Source organism: Bacteroidia bacterium, assembly GCA_033391075.1.
In the GTDB taxonomy this organism is placed as follows: domain Bacteria; phylum Bacteroidota; class Bacteroidia; order J057; family J057; genus JAWPMV01.
Map to the genome: position 1 here is coordinate 6,646,316 of JAWPMV010000001.1, position 18,700 is coordinate 6,665,015.

The window sequence follows — 18,700 nt, forward strand, 5'->3', positions numbered from 1 at the left end:
TCAACAATTAAACAATATCATTATATATATTTAGCATCTCAATGGATTCACTAACACAGATCGTACTTGGGGCAGCCGTTGGAGAAGCTGTTTTAGGCAAAGAAGTCGGCAATCGCGCAGCTCTTTGGGGAGCTATTTGTGGGACAATTCCCGACCTTGATGTAATCGGGGGTGCTTTCACCGGAGAACTGGCAGCTTTAGTTAATCACCGTGCAGCCTCACATTCTATTTTATTTTCCGTTCTGGCAGCTCCAGTAATAGGTTGGTTGTTGAATCGATATTATCGAGGGAAATGGGGTGATCAGAAATCCTGGACCTGGCTGGCCTTCTGGGCCTTCTTTACCCATCCACTTCTGGACTCATTTACGACCTGGGGTACCCAACTCTTTTATCCTTTTTCTGATTATCGGGTCGCTTTCAATAATATATTTGTAATCGATCCCCTTTACACCCTCCCCTTTCTTATCTGTCTCATTCTGGCTCTCCGACTTCCCCGAACAGCTCGATGGAGATACCTCTGGAACTGGATTGGTATAGGAATCAGCAGTTTTTACCTCATTCTCACCCTGACCAATAAGTTGGTCGTCCATGAGGTTTTTTCTAATGCCCTGCATCAGCAAGGGGTTGGGGGCTACGGTTTTTCCACTTATCCCACTCCTTTCAATAGCCTGCTTTGGTATGCGGTGAAAGAGGATAGTTATGGACGAAATATTTATACAGGAACCTACTCCATTTTAGGCGATCCAACTGCTATAGAATTTCGAAAAATTCCCAAGAATAGTCATCTGATAAAGTCTGACAGCAGCAATTATGTCATCGATCGATTACTTTGGACGTCGAAAGGTCAATTTGCCATAACGGAAGAAGATAGTAGTCTTGTCTGGAATGATTTGAGATTTGGAATGATGGATGGATGGGAAGAAGATAAGGAAGCGGTATATACCTTTAGCTATAGGCTTCTGGAAAAAGAGGATGAGTTTGTGGAGATTGAGCAGCTGGAATCTACCAGAAATGTTTCGGGTAAATCTCAATCTGAATTGATGGGAGACTATTTGGGAGATGTTTGGCGAAGGATTTGGGAGTAATAGTCCATGTCATCCCGAGCAAAGTCGAGGGAACTAAATCAAGTGCTCTAATAACCCATTCAACATAGGATCTGGCAAAGCCCTGGGCAAGTATTTTAGGCCCCTCCACTTCGGTCGGGCTGACACAACAGTTGGTCAGAGAACTTCCTTCACATGCCCAATAATTCGATCCACCGTATTCCTTCTCGACTCCACCGACCAACCTCCGATATGGGGAGAAAAGATGATGTTTTCGTAGGCGAATAGGCGGCTGTACAAATCTTTCTCTTCCTCACTCAACTTCTTGAAATTCTCATTGGGAAGGACATCAATGGCAGCGGCAATCACTTTCTCCGAATCAATCGCTTTCATCAAATCTTCCAAATTCGTGATCGGACCTCTTGCCAGATTTAGGAAGTAGATGGGCTTGGAAAAAGAATTGAAAAAATCGGTATTGGCTAAATGATGCGTTTCTTTTGTCAGGGGAATGTGCAAACTCAGGGCATCTGCTTCCCGAAAAATTTCCTCCATCCCAACAGCCTCTGCATATTCATCCCCATAATTCTGCAAGTATTTATCATAGGCAATCACCCTGGCACCGAATCCACTGATTTTTCTTGCAGTCGCTTTGCCGGTATTTCCATATCCGATAATCCCCAGGGTCTTTTTTCCCATTTCATGCCCTCGATTTTCCTCCCGGCTCCAGATGAAATTTTTCACCTGTTGATTGGCTCTGTGTAAATGATGACGAAGCGCCAGCAGCATAGCTACACTTTGTTCTCCCACAGAATCCGCATTTACTCCCGGACAATTTTGCGCGCGCACTCCTTTGCTTGCCAGGTATTCCATATCGATGTGGTCCATACCAACTGCTCCTCGGATCAATAGCTTCAATTTGGGAGCAGCATCTGCGGCTTCTTTATCAATGTTAATCCGACTATTCATGATGAGAATCTCGGCTTCAGGCAATCGTTTGAGTATCTCTGCCCGACTCAGAGCCGGCTCATAAGTATAGCTCACAGGAAGTTTATCCAGCTCTTCCAGCAAGGATTCATGGTAGGGATCGATGATGAGGACCTTCATGCCGCGAAGATAAGGGAAATGCGGGGAAGGTTTTAGTGTGTTAGCCTGCTTGGGTTTGACAGTCTGGCTTTTGGTAAGGGACTCCTTAACCTTCCATAAGTTCCGGTCCAATCTGAAAACCTATTTTCTTGAGGGTCCGGACGTGTGATGACAAGACCTCTTTATAGGGCAGTCTATGGTAGGTTTCATCTTTGAATTGCTTCATATCGCATACCTCTCGAAGGATTTTTGCCAGAGCGGGGTAATGAACGTATGAGATTTTGGGCCAAATATGATGAATGCACTGGTAGTTCAAACCGCCCCAATACATAGTTGCCAGCCAATCGACCGTTTGATTATTTCCCCAATAAAAATCTACGGAGCTTTTCATTTGATGACGCACAAAAGTGTCCTTTCCTGATGCTTCATCCAGGTGTTGAGGCGCCCACTCATTGATATGAGCGAGTTGAAAAATGGGGGTCAATTTGAAGCCGGCAATAATTACACAAGTAAGCCATAATACCAAAGCATGCACAAAGGGAACTCCCAACAAGTATGGGAGTACAAGTACAATCCCAAAAAATATGATCTTGGACATGATCAGTTGCACAAGTTGGCGCTGATAGGACTTTTTTCGGGTGTTCATATAGCCTTTCTCACAATACATATGGAGCTGCTTGAAATCGGCGATTATAATTCGAGACAGGAAACTCAAGCCATAAAGTGCCATTCCATAAATATGCTGGTATCGGTTAATCCAGGACGTTTCGGCATACTTGGAAAAATAGATAGAGCCTTCTCCTGAGTGCAGATCACCATCTACTCTATGAATATTTGTGTGCGTATGATGAAGGGTAACATGTTGAATAAACCAGATGTCGTCAGCGGCGCCAATGATCCAGACCAATTTCTTCACAAACTTATTGATGTGTTTGTTTTGGTGGAAGGAACCATGACTTCCATGATGCATATTGGTGCCGATCATGACAAAGCCATTACTCTGTATCACGCCCAGCAATAAGACCCACCAAATATTAGGTAACATCCCTGCCAGTAATAGTAGATAGGGGACCAGGTAAAATAAGAGTGCAAGGGCAAGATTCATAAAGACGGCTGCGCCTCCGTCATGTTTGCATAAGCCATTTTCGATAAAATAAGCATCCGCTCGATCGCATAGCACTTTACTAAATTCATCGGGCTTTTGGTAGCGACTTATGATCTCCTTTCTGTGTTTGAGCTTTATTTCTTTCTGCCTAGTAGTGTTCATCGGCAGCAAGAGTAGCATTGTTAAGAGGAATATCCTAATATCTGGCCCTATATTTTAAGAGAGTTCTATACAAGTATGCTGATACAAAATGGCTAAAACAGCTTTGGTAAATACCCATCTTTGTGTTTTGCTCTATCATTTCTCCTTCCATTTAGAGGAAAGAAAGAGTATTTTCTACTTCAAAAGTATAATCAACACTAATACCCTAAAACCCAAACACCCTAATACTTCCTTTATGAAAATCGCCGTATGCGCCGCCAGTGGACAATTAGGTTCTGCCATTATCAGCGCTCTTAAGAAAGCCGTTGATCCCCGTCAAATTGTTGCTTTAGCCCGAACTCCCGAAAAGGCTGCTCATCATGGAGTTGAGCTGCGAAAGGGAGACTATACGCTAAAGGCTGATTTTGACGAAGCACTACAAGATATCGATGCAGTTCTTCTCCTTTCAGCTAATGGCGAACCCATGGCTCGCATTCCTCAACACAGAAATGTGATCAATGCCGCCAAAGAAGCCGGAGTAAAAAAGATTGTCTATACGAGTGTCGGAGGAGACTTTGGGCCGGTAGTGAAAAGCAATCGACAGACGGAAGAAGACATAAAAGCCAGTGGTTTGCAATATGCGATTGGGCGAAATGGCATCTATATAGAGCCGGATGTGGACTATATCGAAACCTATAAGCGCGACGGAAAAATCACAAACAGTGCTGGAGATGGAAAGTGTGCTTATACGAGTCGGGATGAATTGGGTGCAGCTTATGCGAAAATGTTATTGGAGGATGTGCATAATGGGCAGACCTATTCTTTGACGGGGGAAGCCATTACTCAATACCAATTGGCAGATTATTTGAATCTGGCCTTCGGAACAAATCTGGTCTATGAACCGATGAGTGTTGAGGAGTATGAAAAAGAAAGAAAGGCTGAATTAGGGGATTTTCTGGGAGGGGTAATTGCTGCGATTTATGGAAGCATCCGCCGAGGTGATTTTGATACACCTTCAGATTATGAAAAAGCTGCTGGAAGGCCGCATATAGGTTGGGAAGATTATTTTAGGGGATTGCAGCAGTTGGCTTAGGTAAAAAGTGCGCGGGTAATAAGAAAGCTGAAATAGAAATAAATAACACCAAGGCGTGTCATTGCGAGCCGGAATTTACGGCGAAGCAATCCCCTTGAATACAAACCCTATTTTAGAATCAAGGAGATTGCTTCGCCCTCGTTTAGGGCTCGCAATGACAGGCTGTTTTGTTTTAATAAGATATTCTGGAAGCTACTTCTTCGCAATTATCAAAGCCGTTCGCTCCAATCCCGCAGTCCGATGGTCAATCGCCTTTTTGTATCCGGGCATATGTTCGAGCGAAAAGATTTTTTGAGGCTGAGGGTACTCCATGATGCCGATTCCTTCCCAGGGACCTTTTGTAGCAAGGGGCGCATTGCTTTCCAGAATCGGCTCTCCCATTCTACCTGCCAAGACAAGATTTCCTCCTGTCATAATTACGGATCGCATGGCTGTGAATCCATACCTTCGGTAATAGGCAGTTGCTCCCCGAACAGTGGAATTTCCGGGATACTGAGCAATCTTATAGGACTGCAACAAATTGATCATATAAGCTTTTGATTGGCGAGTATTGGAAAAGTGCTTTTCCAATTGATCTTTGCGTGGAGTGATTCCCCCTCCGCTAAAAATTTTTCGCACTTCTTCTTGATCTAAGCCCTTATCCAGAAAGTTCCCAATGGGTCGTAGCAGTTTGAAAAGAAAGAGAATGAAGGCCGGGACTTTCGTTTGTTTCACTGCAAAAGCCTGTATGCCTTCTACCTCTGTACTTTGAATTCCTTCTTGAGCAGCTGTTTCTATTGAAGTCAGGTCCGGAAACTGTACCACAGCCGCATGGGTCCAGCAGTCTTCGCCTTCACCTATGAAGGTGTATTCGCATTCCCACCAATGCAGGACCTTTGCATTATGTTGAAGGAAGGTCTTTTGCGTTTCTTCTCCTGCTTTTTCTGAGGCTGTGATGTTGAAGAAGTAGAAAAAGAGCGTTCGATTATTGAGATCGGATAGCTCTTCGATTTGCGGTAGTAGCTTTTGCATGATTGCAAGAACGCGAATGGGAAGCCTTCCGCGCAAGCTCCCTTTCCCTTTTTCGAATGGAAAAATGGAAACAACCCACATGCAGCAATTTGAGAATTAAAAATACACCCAGCATTAACACTCCAAACAATCTGTCATTGCGAGCCTTTGACAAAGGCGAAGCAATTCCCTTGACCTAAAAAAGACTATTCGAGTCAAGGAGATTGCTTCGCCGGAAATTCCGACTCGCAATGACACAGCAGTGTCATAAAAAATGGAATGCGCTCCTCCCATTTTTTGCAAAAAAAGGGGAGGTTAGCCTGCGCGGAGGGGTTCCAGGAAACCACGTGCATACGCGCAATTAGAGATTAAATCTACGCATAGCAATAACACCTCAAACAATCTGTCATTGCGAGCCTTTGACAAAGGCGAAGCAATCCCCTTGACCTAAAAAAAAACTATTCGAGCCAAAGAGATTGCTTCGACGGAGATTCCGTCTCGCAATGACACGCTAGTGTAATAAGAAATGGAATGCGCACCTCCCATTTTTCCAACGAAAAAGGGGAGCTTGGCCTGCGCGGAGGGGTTCCAGGAAACCACGTGCATACGCCCATTTCGAATTAGATTTCCCCCCAGCATTAACACTCCAAACAATCTGTCATTGCGAGCCTTTGACAAAGGCGAAGCAATCCCCTTGACCTAAAAAGGATTATTCGAGTCAAGGAGATTGCTTCGCCTGTATTACAGGCTCGCAATGACACGCGAGTGTAATAAGAAATGGAATGCGCACCTCCCATTTTTCCAACGAAAAAGGGGAGGTTTGCCCGTGCGGAGGGGTTCAGGAAAATCAAGCGCACACGCCCATTTCGAATTAGATTTACACCCAGCATTAACACCCCAAACAATCTGTCATTGCGAGCCTTTGACAAAGGCGAAGCAATCCCCTTGACCTAAAAAGGATTATTCGAGCGAAGGAGATTGCTTCGCCTGTATTACAGGCTCGCAATGACACGGCAGTGTAATAAGAAATGGAATGCGCACCTCCCATTTTTGCAAAATAAGGGGAGGTTGGCCCGAGCGGAGGGGTTCCAGGAGAGATCAAATATCCATCTCCTGCAAACGCTCAAACGTCTGAAAGTGATCAATCGTCTGGCGCATGACTGCCGGATTGTCTATGTCGTAAACCCAATGATTGTCAAAAATGGGTAGGGGAGGGAGATCCGGATCAGGCCGGCGGGTGATAAAAAGGCTGTGGAAACGAGTGCCTCTTTTTCGGCGAGTATCCTGTATGGCATCAAACATCTTTCTGTCGATGCGAGGAATAACAAAATCAGAGATGACCAAAACATCTGCGGTATGATAGGATTCCTTCTCCAGAATTTTGAGGGTTTCATCCAGGGCCGGTTGAATATCTGTCCCTCCATGAAAGCTCATGCGCAGGAAATCGATCAGACGCCCGTGATCATTCTCCATACCTGTCAATTCTAAGGCCTGAAATCCCGTGGAAAAGGAAATGAGAAAGGCCTTGCGTTTTTGAGGGAGGGCGATATTGAGCAAAGCTAAAGCGAGAGCCTTTGCGATGCGTTCGGGGCGGCCAAACATCGAACCGCTGGTATCAATACAAAGGATCATCGGACCCTGTTTTTTGGTCTCAGATTTTTGAATGACTTCTTCCTGTATTTCTTCTGTGCCGCTTTCCTCTATCGATCTGTATTTGAAGGTGAGCAACTTCTTTTCGATGTATTTTTTGGACCAAATGAGTTCCATTTGTGGAGAGCTCAGATAGGTAATTTCCGAAGGAAGCATGGCAGACAAATGATCGCTATGATGGATGCCGACTATCTCTGACTTTCCATAGGGACTGGGCTTCCATTTTTGTCGGGGAATGGCCTTCATGACTTTTTTCTCCTCGACTACTTTGGCCTGTTTCTGCCAACGCCCCAGGATGTCTGCCAGTTCCCGGAGTTGTGAATCGCGCTCAAGGCTTTTGGCATATTCCTCCATTTCATCCCAATCGATCTTATTCCAATTGCTGAGGGAGTCGTTCCAAATCTGTCCGAGGAAGTTGTAAAAAGGAGCCAGTAGTTCACCCAGTTCTTCCAGCTTGGATACTTTGCCTTTGAGGTCTTTGAAATAACTGTTCAGGCTTTCTTCTAAATAATCCTCTTCATGCCGGCTTTTTTTTCGGCCCAATAATTCCGACCAGTCATTGAGGATGTTTTGACGAATAATAAGCAGGTTTTGCTCTGTCCGATTATTGGGAGATGCCGCTTCCTGTATTCCTGCATTTTCGCGGGAAAGGGCTTTCTCATAAAAATCCCAATTGGTCGATTGTTTGGGATACAGCTCTTTAAGCGTCCTCAATTGCCCCTGCCAGCTGCTCAAGTCCCTGCTTCGCAAAACGCGATTCAAGGAATTGAAGTCCTTCTCTTCTTTAACATACTCATGGACAGAACTATAATCCTGATTGGTTTGACCGATCCATGAAAGGGTCTCCCGGGCAATGCTCAAGGCAAGGTCTTCATTGTTCAAGGTGAGATCACGCAAGGATTTATTCTCCAAAATGCGAATGAAGAGTCTGGCCCAATTGGGATAGCTTTGAGGAATCTCGGAATGCTTTACCTTGGGAATGGCATCGAAGCCGGGATCGAGGAGATGAAAATACAGAAGCTCTGCCGCAAACCTTCGCAAGGCTTCCGTCATCAAATCCGATTTCTGGATGAAATCACTGAGTTCTTCCTCAATCCTTAACCATCGATTCGTAGGCATGTCGAGTCTTTTCTATCTCCAATTTCATATCCAGTAAGTCATGCATGGTTTGGTCCAGGCCCTGAAAAACATGTTGACTGTACTCTTCTGAGAGAAAGAGATGATCATCCATATGTATCTCATCTTCCATCTTTTGCTTCTCCAAAGCTTCCAGCTGCTTTTCACAGGTGTCCAACAAAAGTTTTATCTGGGTATCCCAAATCCGGATCATGGCCTGACTGGGTTCTTTCGAAATGACTTTCTCGACTTCGGTTTGCTCTGTATCGAAAGGGGATTCCTTGCCTTTATTCTCAATCAGCAAATCCGATTTAAATTCTATCTCGGCTGTTTGAAAAGGACGGAAACTTCTGGCAGCCTCTTCAAAAACGGGAATAAAGGCTTTCTCTTCTTTCTTTACTTTTTCAAAATCTGCCGTCCGAATAAAAACGGCACTTTCTCCCCAGAAATCCATGACTTTGTAATACTCCTGGCCTTTATCGTCTTTGGTAACTTTTTTGACCTCTAGCTGCTCAATCAGTACTTCCTGGGTTTCGCTACGAATCTCTTCTTTCAAAGTATCCAGCTCTTCAGTCAACATAGTCAGATTGACCAGTTTCCGATATCCATAACTTGCAATACATCCCAGGACCAGATCATAAGATTCTTTGATTTCATCTTCTCTATCCCAAATGCAATCCTGAATAAGAAAGCAGTCCATAACCATGACTTTTTTCCGCCCATTCAGGAAAGCAGAACTTCGAAGCAAACGGGTGATTTTTCTCCACCTCCGATCCGACACATAAATTTGTCTGCTTTCATCAGCCGTCACATTCCTCTGAGCGAGTATCCGCCTGACATGATGGATCAAGCCCAAAATATGATCGGGCACTTCAACCTCATCGATATCATCTTCCCAGGCATCGTACTCCGCGTCTGTGATTCGCATCTCCTGATCAATCAGAGAATCTTCATCCATCTTCCCCTTCATGGTGATCATGCGGTTGAATAAATCTTCATCTTCAATTCCCCCTACCATCAGCCGGATCAGAAAACGGTCATAAATTGCCTCGAGTCCTTCTCCTTTCAATGGAAGTTCATTGGAAGCTGAAATCAAACCACGGATGTTTACTTTGAATACCTGATCCCCATTTCGGTAAATCTTTTCATTGAGAACCGTAAGCAAAGAGTTTTGGATGGGAGGACTAGATTTCCAGATTTCATCCAGAAAGACGATGTTGGCGCCTGGTAGGTAATTTTCTGTGAGGCGTTCATATTTATCTTCGTCCTTGAGCTTGCTGATGGAAACCGGACCAAATACTTCATCAGGCGTACTGAATTTCCCCATCAGGTATTCAAAAGATTTCGCATCCTTGAATGCGTATTTCAATCTCCTTGCTGCCATACTTTTTGCTACTCCCGGAGGTCCCAGCAGAAAAATACTTTCTCCCGCAATGGCAGAAAGGAAAGCCAGTCCCACGACCTTCTCTTTTTCGAAGAGGCCTTCATTGAGTTGCTTCAGTAAGTAGGCTATGCGCTTCTTTATGTTCAAACTAATTTTGTGTTGAGTTGTCTCTGTGTGTTTTCAAGTTAAGTCCCTCCAGCTTTTCTAGCAAAAATTCCTCTCCCTGTAAAAACTTGAGCTGAATGGGAATGTAGTAGAAAGCCTCTCCGCTTAGTCTCTCCGAAAAGCTTTTGTTGAGCAAGCGGTAGAAATCCTTTTCGGTGCAAAGGAAGATGCTATTTGCTCCCTTCTCCTTCAATAGGCGATCGATATCTTTTCCCTTGAAATCATAATGATCCCCAAATTTGATATGCTTTTTCAGCTTCCATCCAGCGGCTTGAATTTGGGCTTCGAAAAAGTCTGGATTCCCGATTCCTGAAAAAAGAACTACTTCTTTCTCCTCCTTCAAATTCATTTCTGTGAAGTCTTGAGATGGATCAAAAGCTTTGATTTCCTTTTGCTCCACTTGCATAAAAGCTACTTTCTTTTGCCAGCGAGATAGTTTTGGAGTAATGTTCTCAATTTGCGAATCATGTTTAATCTTATTGACCAGCAATAAATCCGCCCGCTTTAGGCCCTTGATACTTTCTCTTAACGTCCCTGCCGGAACTACCCAATCTTCAACAGGCAATCGGTTTGCGTCTATCAAAAGCAGGTCCAGATCGCGAGCTACTTTTCTATGCTGAAAGGCATCATCCAAAATGATGAGTTCGACCTCTTCCTTCAATAATTCCCGAATGCCTTTTTCTCTATTTTCTGAAACCGCCACGGGAAATTTGGGAAACTTATGAGCCACCTGAAAAGCTTCATCTCCATAGTCATCTGCATTTCCAGAATGAGGGTCTACCCGAAGATAGCCTTTGGTTTTTCTCCCATAACCCCGACTCAGGTAAGCAGCTTTGATTCCTCTTTCCTCCATCTTCCTTAGTAGAAATTCGGCCATAGGAGTTTTGCCGGTTCCTCCCATGGAAATATTTCCCACAGAAATTACAGGGACAGGGGCATTATAAATTTTGAAGATATGCTGCTCGTAGCAAAAATTGCGGATTGCGAGTATCGCCCCATATAGGAGAGAGAAGGGGAGGAGTAAAATGGAAAGGAAAGTAGGTACTCGCACAATCTTTCAAATGGATGTGCCACAAGATAATGATCTTTTAGATCAGCCGGCTTTCTTGCTTCGGGTCTCTTTTTCCATCAGCAATTCATTTCGCTGTTGCTGGATTTTCTGGTAATAGCGGTAAACAGAACTGTTATCAATCGCCAGCCAGGCTCTCAGGTCCGGGTAATCGGGATGAACACTGATTTGGAAGTCAAAAAATCCCTTTCTACCAAAAAAATCAAACTCTACGCATGGGATAAAGATGGGATCAGATTTCGTATGCATCCCTTCTATCAGTCGCTCCATACTTTTGAACAAAGGATCCAGGTCGTAAAGAGAACTATTGATGAAAGCACTTATATCTTCCATGCTTTGGCAAGAGTTAAGCATAGGGCCATCCTTCCCAAATACAATTACCTGGGTTTTGGGTTCGATAAGGCTCAATTTCAACTCATCAAGATTCATGGGCAGCTAATAATTTGCTGGCAAGCATATTAAACAAGTCTTCCACATTATCATTCTCTTTGGCACTGGTACTTATGTCTGGTCTGATTTCGCAGGAGGCCAGCACCTCTTCCAGTTCGCTTGCTGAAAGGAGGTCTTTTTTATTTGCAGCAATCACCATTTCAGCTCCGGGGACCATGCTCTGGATCATGTGCAATTTGGTCTTCAAATCCTCATAAGTTGAGGGCCTGCTCACATCAATGACGTAAATAAAACCTCCACATCCATTGAGGTAATACTGTGGGATATGCGCCATATTTTCCTGTCCCGCAATATCCCAAATGATCAACTCCAGTCTGTGATCTCCCAATTCTACGGTCTTCTTATCGACTTTCAAACCGATAGTTGACAAATAACTTTCAGGGAATTTTTGTTCTACAAACTGACTGATCAAAGAGGTTTTTCCTACTGCATGATAGCCCAGAAGAGCGATCTTCTTACTTATCCAATTGGTTGAATCCATAAAAGTGTTCCTTAAGCTCAAGGGAAAGGGAGTCTATAACGGCTTTATTGAGGGATTGATCGGTGATCACATCATTCTTTTCGCAAAATGCGAATATGCTGTTTTGAAGTTTTTCTTTAAACTCTGCTTTAATAGGTCCTTTCTCTACTGCTGCGAAATAAAAAGTCTTAAAATTGAAAATTAATATGGTATATGATTCATATTCCAGGGTTTCTAACTCCTGTGAAGTTTTCTCAAAAGCGTGTTCAATAAAACTCTTGATCCCTGTCAACATGCCTGCAATCATATCTGGATGCGAAACATCATTGAGTGAAAAATGCCCCATCAGCAAACCATCCTCTTTCCGAATCACAAATATTTCCTCCAATATGGCAATAACCCCTTCTCTCATCAACATCTCCTGATAGGATACGCCAGAGAAAAATGCTTTCACCCGAAAGCGGAAATTTGCAAAAGGATCTTCCAATCTATCATCAACTCTCTGGCTGATCCGGTCAATCTCTGCACGGATATATTTGGCAATAAGCTTACCAATAATGGGATACAATGCATCGATGATCTCATCTTGCGAATCTCTTATTTGAGCTTTGATCGCTGTGGCAAGGTATTTGGAAAACAAATCGGGAAAGTTCTCCTGTAAATAGCTGATGTTTTTTTCAAAATGAGGCTTTATTTTTTCTTCAAATAACTCCTCATCCCGAATTTCTTCCTGCAATGAGTCAATACGCGAGATAAATTCCGCTTTTTCTTCGGAATCATCGAATCGGAGCAAGCTCCTCAACTCATTTAACAGGCCTTCAGCCTCTTTTTTAGATTGAACTTGTAGCAATTGCTAAAAAATTTTTCCTTACAAAATACACGCAGGACATGAATTATCCCATAAAGAGCAAAGTTTATTTGAGAATCCCTACCCTGAATATTATAACTTTTTTAATTTCGCGCTAATTAAACCGAATTTTACTTAGAACTTCCTTGGTAAATTCTAATGCCATTGAATTTAACCCTATATAAATATTGACAACGGATATGGAAAAAGGTAACATTTCAGTCAGTACGGAGAATATATTTCCTATCATCAAACAGTCGCTCTATTCAGAACAGGAAATTTTCTTGCGCGAACTGGTTTCTAATGCTGTCGATGCCACTCAAAAATTAAAATACCTTTCCTCAAAAGGAGAATTTACGGGAGAAGAGGGAGACCTCACCATTCGTATTAAGATTGACTCAGAAGCCAAGACCCTGCACATCAGCGATACCGGGATTGGTATGACAGAAGAAGAAGTAAAAAAATACCTGAACGTAGTCGCATTTTCCGGGGCAGAAGAATTCCTCAAAAAATATAAAGATGCCGACAAGCAGGAAGATATTATTGGGCGATTTGGCCTGGGCTTCTATTCCGCATTTATGGTAGCCGATACCGTAGATGTGATCAGCCTTTCTTTTAAAGAAGGGAGTGAGGCGGTCAAGTGGACCTGTGATGGGACGACTTCTTACAGCATTGACAAAGGAGAAAAAGAGAGTAGGGGAACCGAAATCATTCTTCATCTCTCTGAAGATGCTCAGGAGTATCTTGAAGATGAGAAGATCAAAGGCATCCTCAACAAGTATTGCAAATTCCTGCCGGTTGAGATCAGCTTCAATAATGAAGTAATCAACAATCCCAATCCTCTTTGGAAAAACCCCCCTTCTGAATTGAAGGATGAGGATTATCAGGAATTCTTCAAAGAGCTGTATCCTTTTTCTGAGGAACCCCTCTTTTGGATTCACCTCAATGTTGATTATCCCTTCAATCTGACCGGGATACTTTATTTCCCGAAAATTCGTCAGGACATCGATCCCAGGAAAAATAATATCCAACTGTATTCTCGTCAGGTATTCATTACGGATGAAGTAAATCAGATCGTACCGGATTATTTGATGTTGCTGCAGGGGGTGATTGACTCTCCAGACATCCCTCTTAATGTTTCTCGTAGCTACCTCCAGGGAGATGCTAATGTGAAAAAGATCAGTAGCTATATCACCCGTAAAGTTGCGGATAAGCTAAATGAGATTTTTAAAGAAGACAGAGGGAAATTCGAAGAAAAATGGCAAGACATTTCTGTATTTGTGAAATACGGAATGCTGACTGATGATAAATTCAAGGAGAAAGCGAGCAGCTTTGTTTTACTTGAAAATGTCCATAGCAATTTTTACACGCTTGATGACTATCGGGAGAAAATTGCCAAAAAGCAGACAGATAAAGATGAGAATGTCGTATATCTCTATGCTACTGATAAAGCGAGCCAGGATATGTACATCTCGGCAGCTGATAGCAAAGACTATGATGTCCTCCATATGAATGGCGTTTTGGACAGCCACTTTATCGGCCTCCTGGAAAGAGATACTGAAAAGTCTCGTTGGGTACGGGTAGATTCAGATACGCTTGAAAAACTCATCCCGAAAGCCGAGGAGGAGAAAGAAGCGGATGAGGGCTCTCTGCTTTTAAGTGAAGAAGACGAGCAAAAGATCAAAGTCGTCTTTGAAGAAGCGGTTGAAAAACCCGGTATGGTAGTCGTGATGGAAAAACTCAGTAGCGATTCTCTACCTGTTCAAATCACACGTCCTGAATTTATGAGACGGATGAAAGAAATGGCAGCTGTAGGTGGTGGCGGAATGACGATGATGGGAGAAATGCCGGATAATTTCAATCTGGTTGTAAATACCCAACATCCCCTGGTTCAGGCTATGGTTGAAAGTCGTGTTCGTAAAGACACCGCTCGTCAATTGATCGACCTCGCTTTACTTTCTCAGCATATGCTGGAAGGAAAGGATTTGACAGAATTTATTCACCGCAGCGTGGATATTCTGGCGAAAAAGCGTGTGAAGAAGAAATAAAAATCATAAAATATTGCAAATGGTAGGGTCAGATAATAATCTGACCCTACGTATTTTTAGCCTATGTCTATCGAATCTCATATAGCTCCTGAATGGGCCATCGAAAGTTTGGATGGATCGGAGGTTCCCAGTCTGGCATCTTTTCGGGGCAAATTTGTCTTAATCCTCATTTTTAGCAGAGGCTGCCCGGGCTGTATGGGAAGGGCTATTCCCTTTTCTCTGGAACTGCAAAAGAATTATCCCGAGCTTCAGACCATTGCTATACATAGTCGTTTCGAAGGTCCTGAATACTCGAATCATCAGATAGAGGAAGTAAAGCTTTACTTTAAGTTACCCTATCCCCTTTACAAAGATCAGGGCAAAGAAACCTATGAGCGATATCGAGCCGAAGGTACTCCTCACTGGATTCTACTTGATAAAGAAGGTCGAGTAATTCGATCAATGTGGGGTTCTATGGCCAATGTGCAAAACCGTTTGCAATATGCGATGGCAGAATTGTTTGGAGAGTAAGGATGAGTTTTGCTTTAGTACAAGAAAAGAGAAATTGGGCTAAGTCAGATTTTTTTATATTGGTAAGTATCTTTACCTATCGCAACACACAAAATGTCTAAACGCCCCGTAATTTTCCTGGCTTTTGCCAATGAAAAAGAACAAGCCGCACGATACCTAAGAGGCCTCGCCATTGAGCAAAGAAAACTAAAAGCAGCCTTAGAACCAGCCGTAGATGCGGGCCTTTGTGAATTGGTAGTAGAAAGCAATGCTACCCTGGAAAGCATCATCAATACTTTTCAAAAGGCTCGATATCGCGACAGGATTGCTGTATTTCATTATGGTGGGCATGCCGATGGCTATCAACTATTGCTGGAAACGGCAAATGATAACAATGAAATTGCACATGGGGCAGGTCTGGTTTCCTTCCTTGGTGGGCAAAAGGGATTGAGATTTATTTTTTTAAATGGATGCTCGACTCAACAACAATCTCTAGAACTACTGAAAGCAGGCATCCCAGCGGTTATTGGTACGTCCAATTCCATCGCTGACAATATCGCTACCCAATTGGGTGCCAGATTCTACAGCAGTATTGGTCAGGGAAATAATCTCGCGAGAGCCTGGAAAGAAGCCCAGGATGAAATCAAAATTCGGAGTGGCGCTTCTACAGATTTGCGATCTCTTTATTTCGGAGATGAAGATGATACTCAGGTTCAGGCCGATCGTTTCCCCTGGGATATTTACTATCGAGAGGGTTCGGAAATTGTGAAAAAATGGAATCTGCCAGATGCCGGGAACAATCCTCTTTTTGGATTACCTGATATCCCTGGTTCCTATGAATACCCTCAAAGTCCTTTCCGCTTTTTGAAAAGATATACCCGGGATGATTCTCGTGTATTCTTTGGTCGGTCCAGCTCCATCCAATCTTTGTATAAGCAAGTCACCGATCCCAATGCAAGTCCTTTACTCCTTTTTCACGGACAATCAGGAGCGGGAAAATCATCTTTACTGGATTCTGGTCTATTGCCCCGAATTGAGGACAGTCATGTGGTGATCTATCTGAGGAGAGATGTAAACAAAGGACTCCTGGGTACCTTACAGGAAGGATTGGGAGTAGCCAGTCGAGAGCTCAATCTTCAGCAGCTAAAAAGCATGAGCCATGAATTTGATACGAGTGAGCAGGAGGAGCTTCAGCGATTCATCCAATTATTAAGTCAAAAGAAGGAAGCTAGTCCTGCGCCAGTCACATTTAGTGAAGAAGAACTTGAAGGATTCCACCAGGCAAAAAACCTCTTGCCTGTTTGGCTAAAAATTGAAGAAAAAACGGGAAAACCCATGATCCTGATACTCGATCAGGTAGAAGAAATGTATACCCGGCCTCAGGGAAAAAAGCTCAATTCTCCTTTTGCGGAAAATGATGCTCAATTGTCAGAAGATGAATTCAATCTCTTCTTAGCAGCTCTTCAAAAACTCCTGAATACCAAAAACGGATCTTTCAAAGGAAAACTGATTCTCGCATATCGAAAAGAATACCATCCGGAGATTGAGGAAAGACTTAAAAATGCAGAGATTCATCGGAGTACCATTTTCCTTGAACATCTCCATGCAAAAAATATCGAGGAAATCATCCAGGTTTATGGCCATAGACCTGCCTTAAAAAAGGCCTATAATCTAAAAATTGAAGAAGGACTCCCCGAACTCATTGCTAAAGACTTAAGCTCAAATCCTGATTCTCCTGTTGCACCGGTTTTGCAGATCATCCTCAGCCGTATGTGGCAAATGGCTTTGAAAGAAAATCCGGAAGAGCCCATTTTCAAGCATGCATATTATAAGCAACTCCTGAATGAAGGAATTGAGTTGCGGGATTTCTTTTTGAAGCAATTGGAAGTCATGCGGTCGATGAAGAAACAATTGGGGGAAGTAGTGGACTCGGGACTGGCTTTGGATCTGCTAAAATTTCATGTCACAGAATTAGGAACGGCAGGAAGTCAAAAAATGGAAAAGATCCGGGATCGCTACCAGGATCATATGGAGGAAATAGAAGAACTGGTCAGCCGTTGCGAAGACCTCTCATTGCTGGCCTCTCTCGACGATGCCGAACAGACCATGCTCGCTCATGATACCCTCGCTCCCATCGTTGAGTTTGAATACAATGAATCTGATAAGCCTGCCCAGCGGGCTTCCCGAATTCTTTCTGCCAAACTGATGGACCTGAATGCCCTCGAAAAGCAGGCGGATACCGAATGGGAAAAGGAAGCCCTGAAAGAAAAAGTCTTTCTGGATGAAGTCGATTTGGGAGTGGTTGAAAGTGGAATGAAACATATGCGTTCCCTTCAAACAGGGGAACTTGAATTAATCCAGAGAAGTCAGAAGATCAGAAATAAAAAACGAGCAGAAAAGAAGCGCAACCGACTCATACAAATCGGAAGTGGCATTGCCCTCATATTAGGTGCAGTCATTTTTGCTTTCTTTCAGCGGTATAATGCACAGGTAATTCTGGAAGCGAATACGGTACGAGTAGAAAGGAATATTGAGCGGGCAAATGAAGCTATTCATCGCTTGCGATATCCTATAGCCCTGGAGTTTCTGGAAGAATCGGCCAGCATGAAACTCAATGTTGAGCAAACCCTGAGCGGACTGAATGAACTAGCTTTCGTTTACCAGCAAATAGGCAGATCTGATTCTGTGCTTAAAATTCTGGATTTAGCCGAACCTTTACTGGAGGGTTCCAATTCAGATGAATTTAGCAGGCATTTGAATTTGGCAAGGAACAATCCCTCGGATTCTCTTTTACAACTTAGCAGGCTACACCTTTCCTCCACAGAAAAGGAAAAACTGCTAGCAGAAAAATATTTCCCCATTACCCTTCCAGTAGAAGGAGGAGAATTTTTCATGGGAACTGATGAACCTGTTCGAGATGAAGAAGATGCCCAGCCCAGACATAAAGTCGCTGTTTCGGATTTTGAAATGGGGAAGTTTGAGATTACGGCAGCACAATTTCATCTATTCGGCATGTTGACCGATAGTATGCCTGCTATGCCTTCCTCTGACTGGCTGGCAGATCACCCGATGGTCGCCATAAATTGGAACCTGGCCAGTGCCTATTGCAAATGGCTTTCGATCAAAACCGGAGAAAGGTATCGCCTTCCTACTGAAGCAGAATGGGAATATGCCGCTTCCGGAGGCAAATTGAGTAAGGGGTATTTGTATTCTGGTTCAAATAAAATCGGAGAAGTAGCTCATTATAAAAAGAATTCAAACTTCACTTCTGCTGTAGGCCAAAAGGCAGCCAATGAATTAGGGCTTTATGATATGAGTGGAAATGTAAAGGAATGGTGCTATGACTATTACGCGCCTTATTCCGGGACTTTTCAAGAAAATCCCACAGGCCCCAATGAAAATGAGATCAATGGAACCGCCTTCGTTATAAATCGGGGTGGGGGATGGAGTCAGGAAGTTTCCCAAAGCAGAAAAACTTTCCGCTTGTATAATCTGGTGACCTACAAAGATGTTGTTCTTGGTTTTCGGGTAGTGAAAGAAATACAGAAATAAAAAAAGCGGGACTGA

General features: G+C 43.3%; 14 protein-coding genes. 5 read left to right on the forward strand and 9 right to left on the reverse strand.

Annotation, left to right across the window (positions count from 1 at the left end):
• Positions 1-41 precede the first annotated feature (41 nt).
• Positions 42-1,085: a metal-dependent hydrolase gene (locus R8P61_26605; GenBank protein ID MDW3650675.1), complete on the forward strand. Its 1,044-nt coding sequence runs from the start codon at positions 42-44 to the stop codon at positions 1,083-1,085.
• Positions 1,086-1,220: 135 nt separating this feature from the next.
• On the opposite strand, the gene R8P61_26610 is transcribed toward R8P61_26605, so the two are convergent.
• Together R8P61_26610 and R8P61_26615 are read right to left on the reverse strand one after the other, a co-directional pair.
• Complete coding sequence (locus tag R8P61_26610) at positions 1,221-2,147, reverse strand: NAD(P)-dependent oxidoreductase (protein ID MDW3650676.1); 927 nt, start codon at positions 2,145-2,147, stop codon at positions 1,221-1,223.
• Positions 2,148-2,232: 85 nt separating this feature from the next.
• The gene (locus R8P61_26615) at positions 2,233-3,393 is read right to left on the reverse strand and encodes a fatty acid desaturase (protein MDW3650677.1); all 1,161 of its coding nucleotides are present in this window, start codon (positions 3,391-3,393) and stop codon (positions 2,233-2,235) included.
• A gap of 235 nt (positions 3,394-3,628) precedes the next feature.
• Here R8P61_26615 and R8P61_26620 point away from each other — a divergent pair, with 235 nt between their 5' ends.
• A complete protein-coding gene (locus R8P61_26620; protein ID MDW3650678.1) occupies positions 3,629-4,465 on the forward strand; it encodes an SDR family oxidoreductase in 837 nt (278 codons plus the stop codon).
• A 192-nt stretch (positions 4,466-4,657) separates the two neighbouring features.
• Here R8P61_26620 and R8P61_26625 read toward each other — a convergent pair whose 3' ends face one another.
• From R8P61_26625 to R8P61_26655, 7 genes are all read right to left on the reverse strand, one after another.
• Positions 4,658-5,476, reverse strand: coding sequence for a hypothetical protein (locus R8P61_26625; protein ID MDW3650679.1), 819 nt, complete (start codon positions 5,474-5,476; stop codon positions 4,658-4,660).
• A gap of 1,077 nt (positions 5,477-6,553) precedes the next feature.
• Complete coding sequence (locus R8P61_26630) at positions 6,554-8,224, reverse strand: VWA domain-containing protein (GenBank protein ID MDW3650680.1); 1,671 nt, start codon at positions 8,222-8,224, stop codon at positions 6,554-6,556.
• The gene (locus R8P61_26635) at positions 8,196-9,752 is read right to left on the reverse strand and encodes an AAA family ATPase (GenBank protein ID MDW3650681.1); all 1,557 of its coding nucleotides are present in this window, start codon (positions 9,750-9,752) and stop codon (positions 8,196-8,198) included. Before R8P61_26635 ends, R8P61_26630 begins: the two co-directional genes overlap by 29 nt.
• Position 9,753: 1 nt before the next feature.
• Positions 9,754-10,821 (reverse strand): tetraacyldisaccharide 4'-kinase, encoded by a 1,068-nt coding sequence (gene lpxK, locus R8P61_26640; protein ID MDW3650682.1) that lies wholly within the window; start codon positions 10,819-10,821, stop codon positions 9,754-9,756.
• Between the two features lie 42 nt (positions 10,822-10,863).
• Positions 10,864-11,268, reverse strand: coding sequence for a hypothetical protein (locus R8P61_26645; protein MDW3650683.1), 405 nt, complete (start codon positions 11,266-11,268; stop codon positions 10,864-10,866).
• Positions 11,258-11,770, reverse strand: a complete 513-nt coding sequence (locus R8P61_26650; GenBank protein MDW3650684.1) for a Rab family GTPase — start codon at positions 11,768-11,770, stop codon at positions 11,258-11,260. The genes R8P61_26645 and R8P61_26650 overlap by 11 nt, the downstream gene beginning before the upstream one ends.
• Positions 11,745-12,599, reverse strand: a complete 855-nt coding sequence (locus R8P61_26655; GenBank protein ID MDW3650685.1) for a hypothetical protein — start codon at positions 12,597-12,599, stop codon at positions 11,745-11,747. Before R8P61_26655 ends, R8P61_26650 begins: the two co-directional genes overlap by 26 nt.
• A gap of 197 nt (positions 12,600-12,796) precedes the next feature.
• Between R8P61_26655 and htpG the strand changes: the two genes are divergently transcribed.
• From htpG to R8P61_26670, 3 genes are all read left to right on the forward strand, one after another.
• Positions 12,797-14,644, forward strand: a complete 1,848-nt coding sequence (gene htpG, locus R8P61_26660; protein ID MDW3650686.1) for a molecular chaperone HtpG — start codon at positions 12,797-12,799, stop codon at positions 14,642-14,644.
• Positions 14,645-14,707: 63 nt separating this feature from the next.
• The gene (locus tag R8P61_26665; protein ID MDW3650687.1) at positions 14,708-15,154 is read left to right on the forward strand and encodes a TlpA disulfide reductase family protein; all 447 of its coding nucleotides are present in this window, start codon (positions 14,708-14,710) and stop codon (positions 15,152-15,154) included.
• Between the two features lie 93 nt (positions 15,155-15,247).
• Positions 15,248-18,685 (forward strand): SUMF1/EgtB/PvdO family nonheme iron enzyme, encoded by a 3,438-nt coding sequence (locus R8P61_26670; GenBank protein MDW3650688.1) that lies wholly within the window; start codon positions 15,248-15,250, stop codon positions 18,683-18,685.
• The last annotated feature ends 15 nt before the right edge of the window (positions 18,686-18,700 follow it).

Excerpts from the sequence above, each read along its gene's own strand:
- R8P61_26670 (MDW3650688.1), top strand. The coding sequence starts at position 15,248 with ATGTCTAAACGCCCCGTAATTTTCCTGGCTTTTGCCAATGAAAAAGAA.
- R8P61_26630 (MDW3650680.1), bottom strand. The coding sequence starts at position 8,224 with ATGCCTACGAATCGATGGTTAAGGATTGAGGAAGAACTCAGTGATTTC.
- R8P61_26610 (MDW3650676.1), bottom strand. The coding sequence starts at position 2,147 with ATGAAGGTCCTCATCATCGATCCCTACCATGAATCCTTGCTGGAAGAG.
- R8P61_26650 (MDW3650684.1), bottom strand. The coding sequence starts at position 11,770 with ATGGATTCAACCAATTGGATAAGTAAGAAGATCGCTCTTCTGGGCTAT.
- R8P61_26665 (MDW3650687.1), top strand. The coding sequence starts at position 14,708 with ATGTCTATCGAATCTCATATAGCTCCTGAATGGGCCATCGAAAGTTTG.
- R8P61_26605 (MDW3650675.1), top strand. The coding sequence starts at position 42 with ATGGATTCACTAACACAGATCGTACTTGGGGCAGCCGTTGGAGAAGCT.
- R8P61_26620 (MDW3650678.1), top strand. The coding sequence starts at position 3,629 with ATGAAAATCGCCGTATGCGCCGCCAGTGGACAATTAGGTTCTGCCATT.
- R8P61_26615 (MDW3650677.1), bottom strand. The coding sequence starts at position 3,393 with ATGAACACTACTAGGCAGAAAGAAATAAAGCTCAAACACAGAAAGGAG.
- htpG (MDW3650686.1), top strand. The coding sequence starts at position 12,797 with ATGGAAAAAGGTAACATTTCAGTCAGTACGGAGAATATATTTCCTATC.
- R8P61_26625 (MDW3650679.1), bottom strand. The coding sequence starts at position 5,476 with ATGCAAAAGCTACTACCGCAAATCGAAGAGCTATCCGATCTCAATAAT.
- R8P61_26645 (MDW3650683.1), bottom strand. The coding sequence starts at position 11,268 with ATGAATCTTGATGAGTTGAAATTGAGCCTTATCGAACCCAAAACCCAG.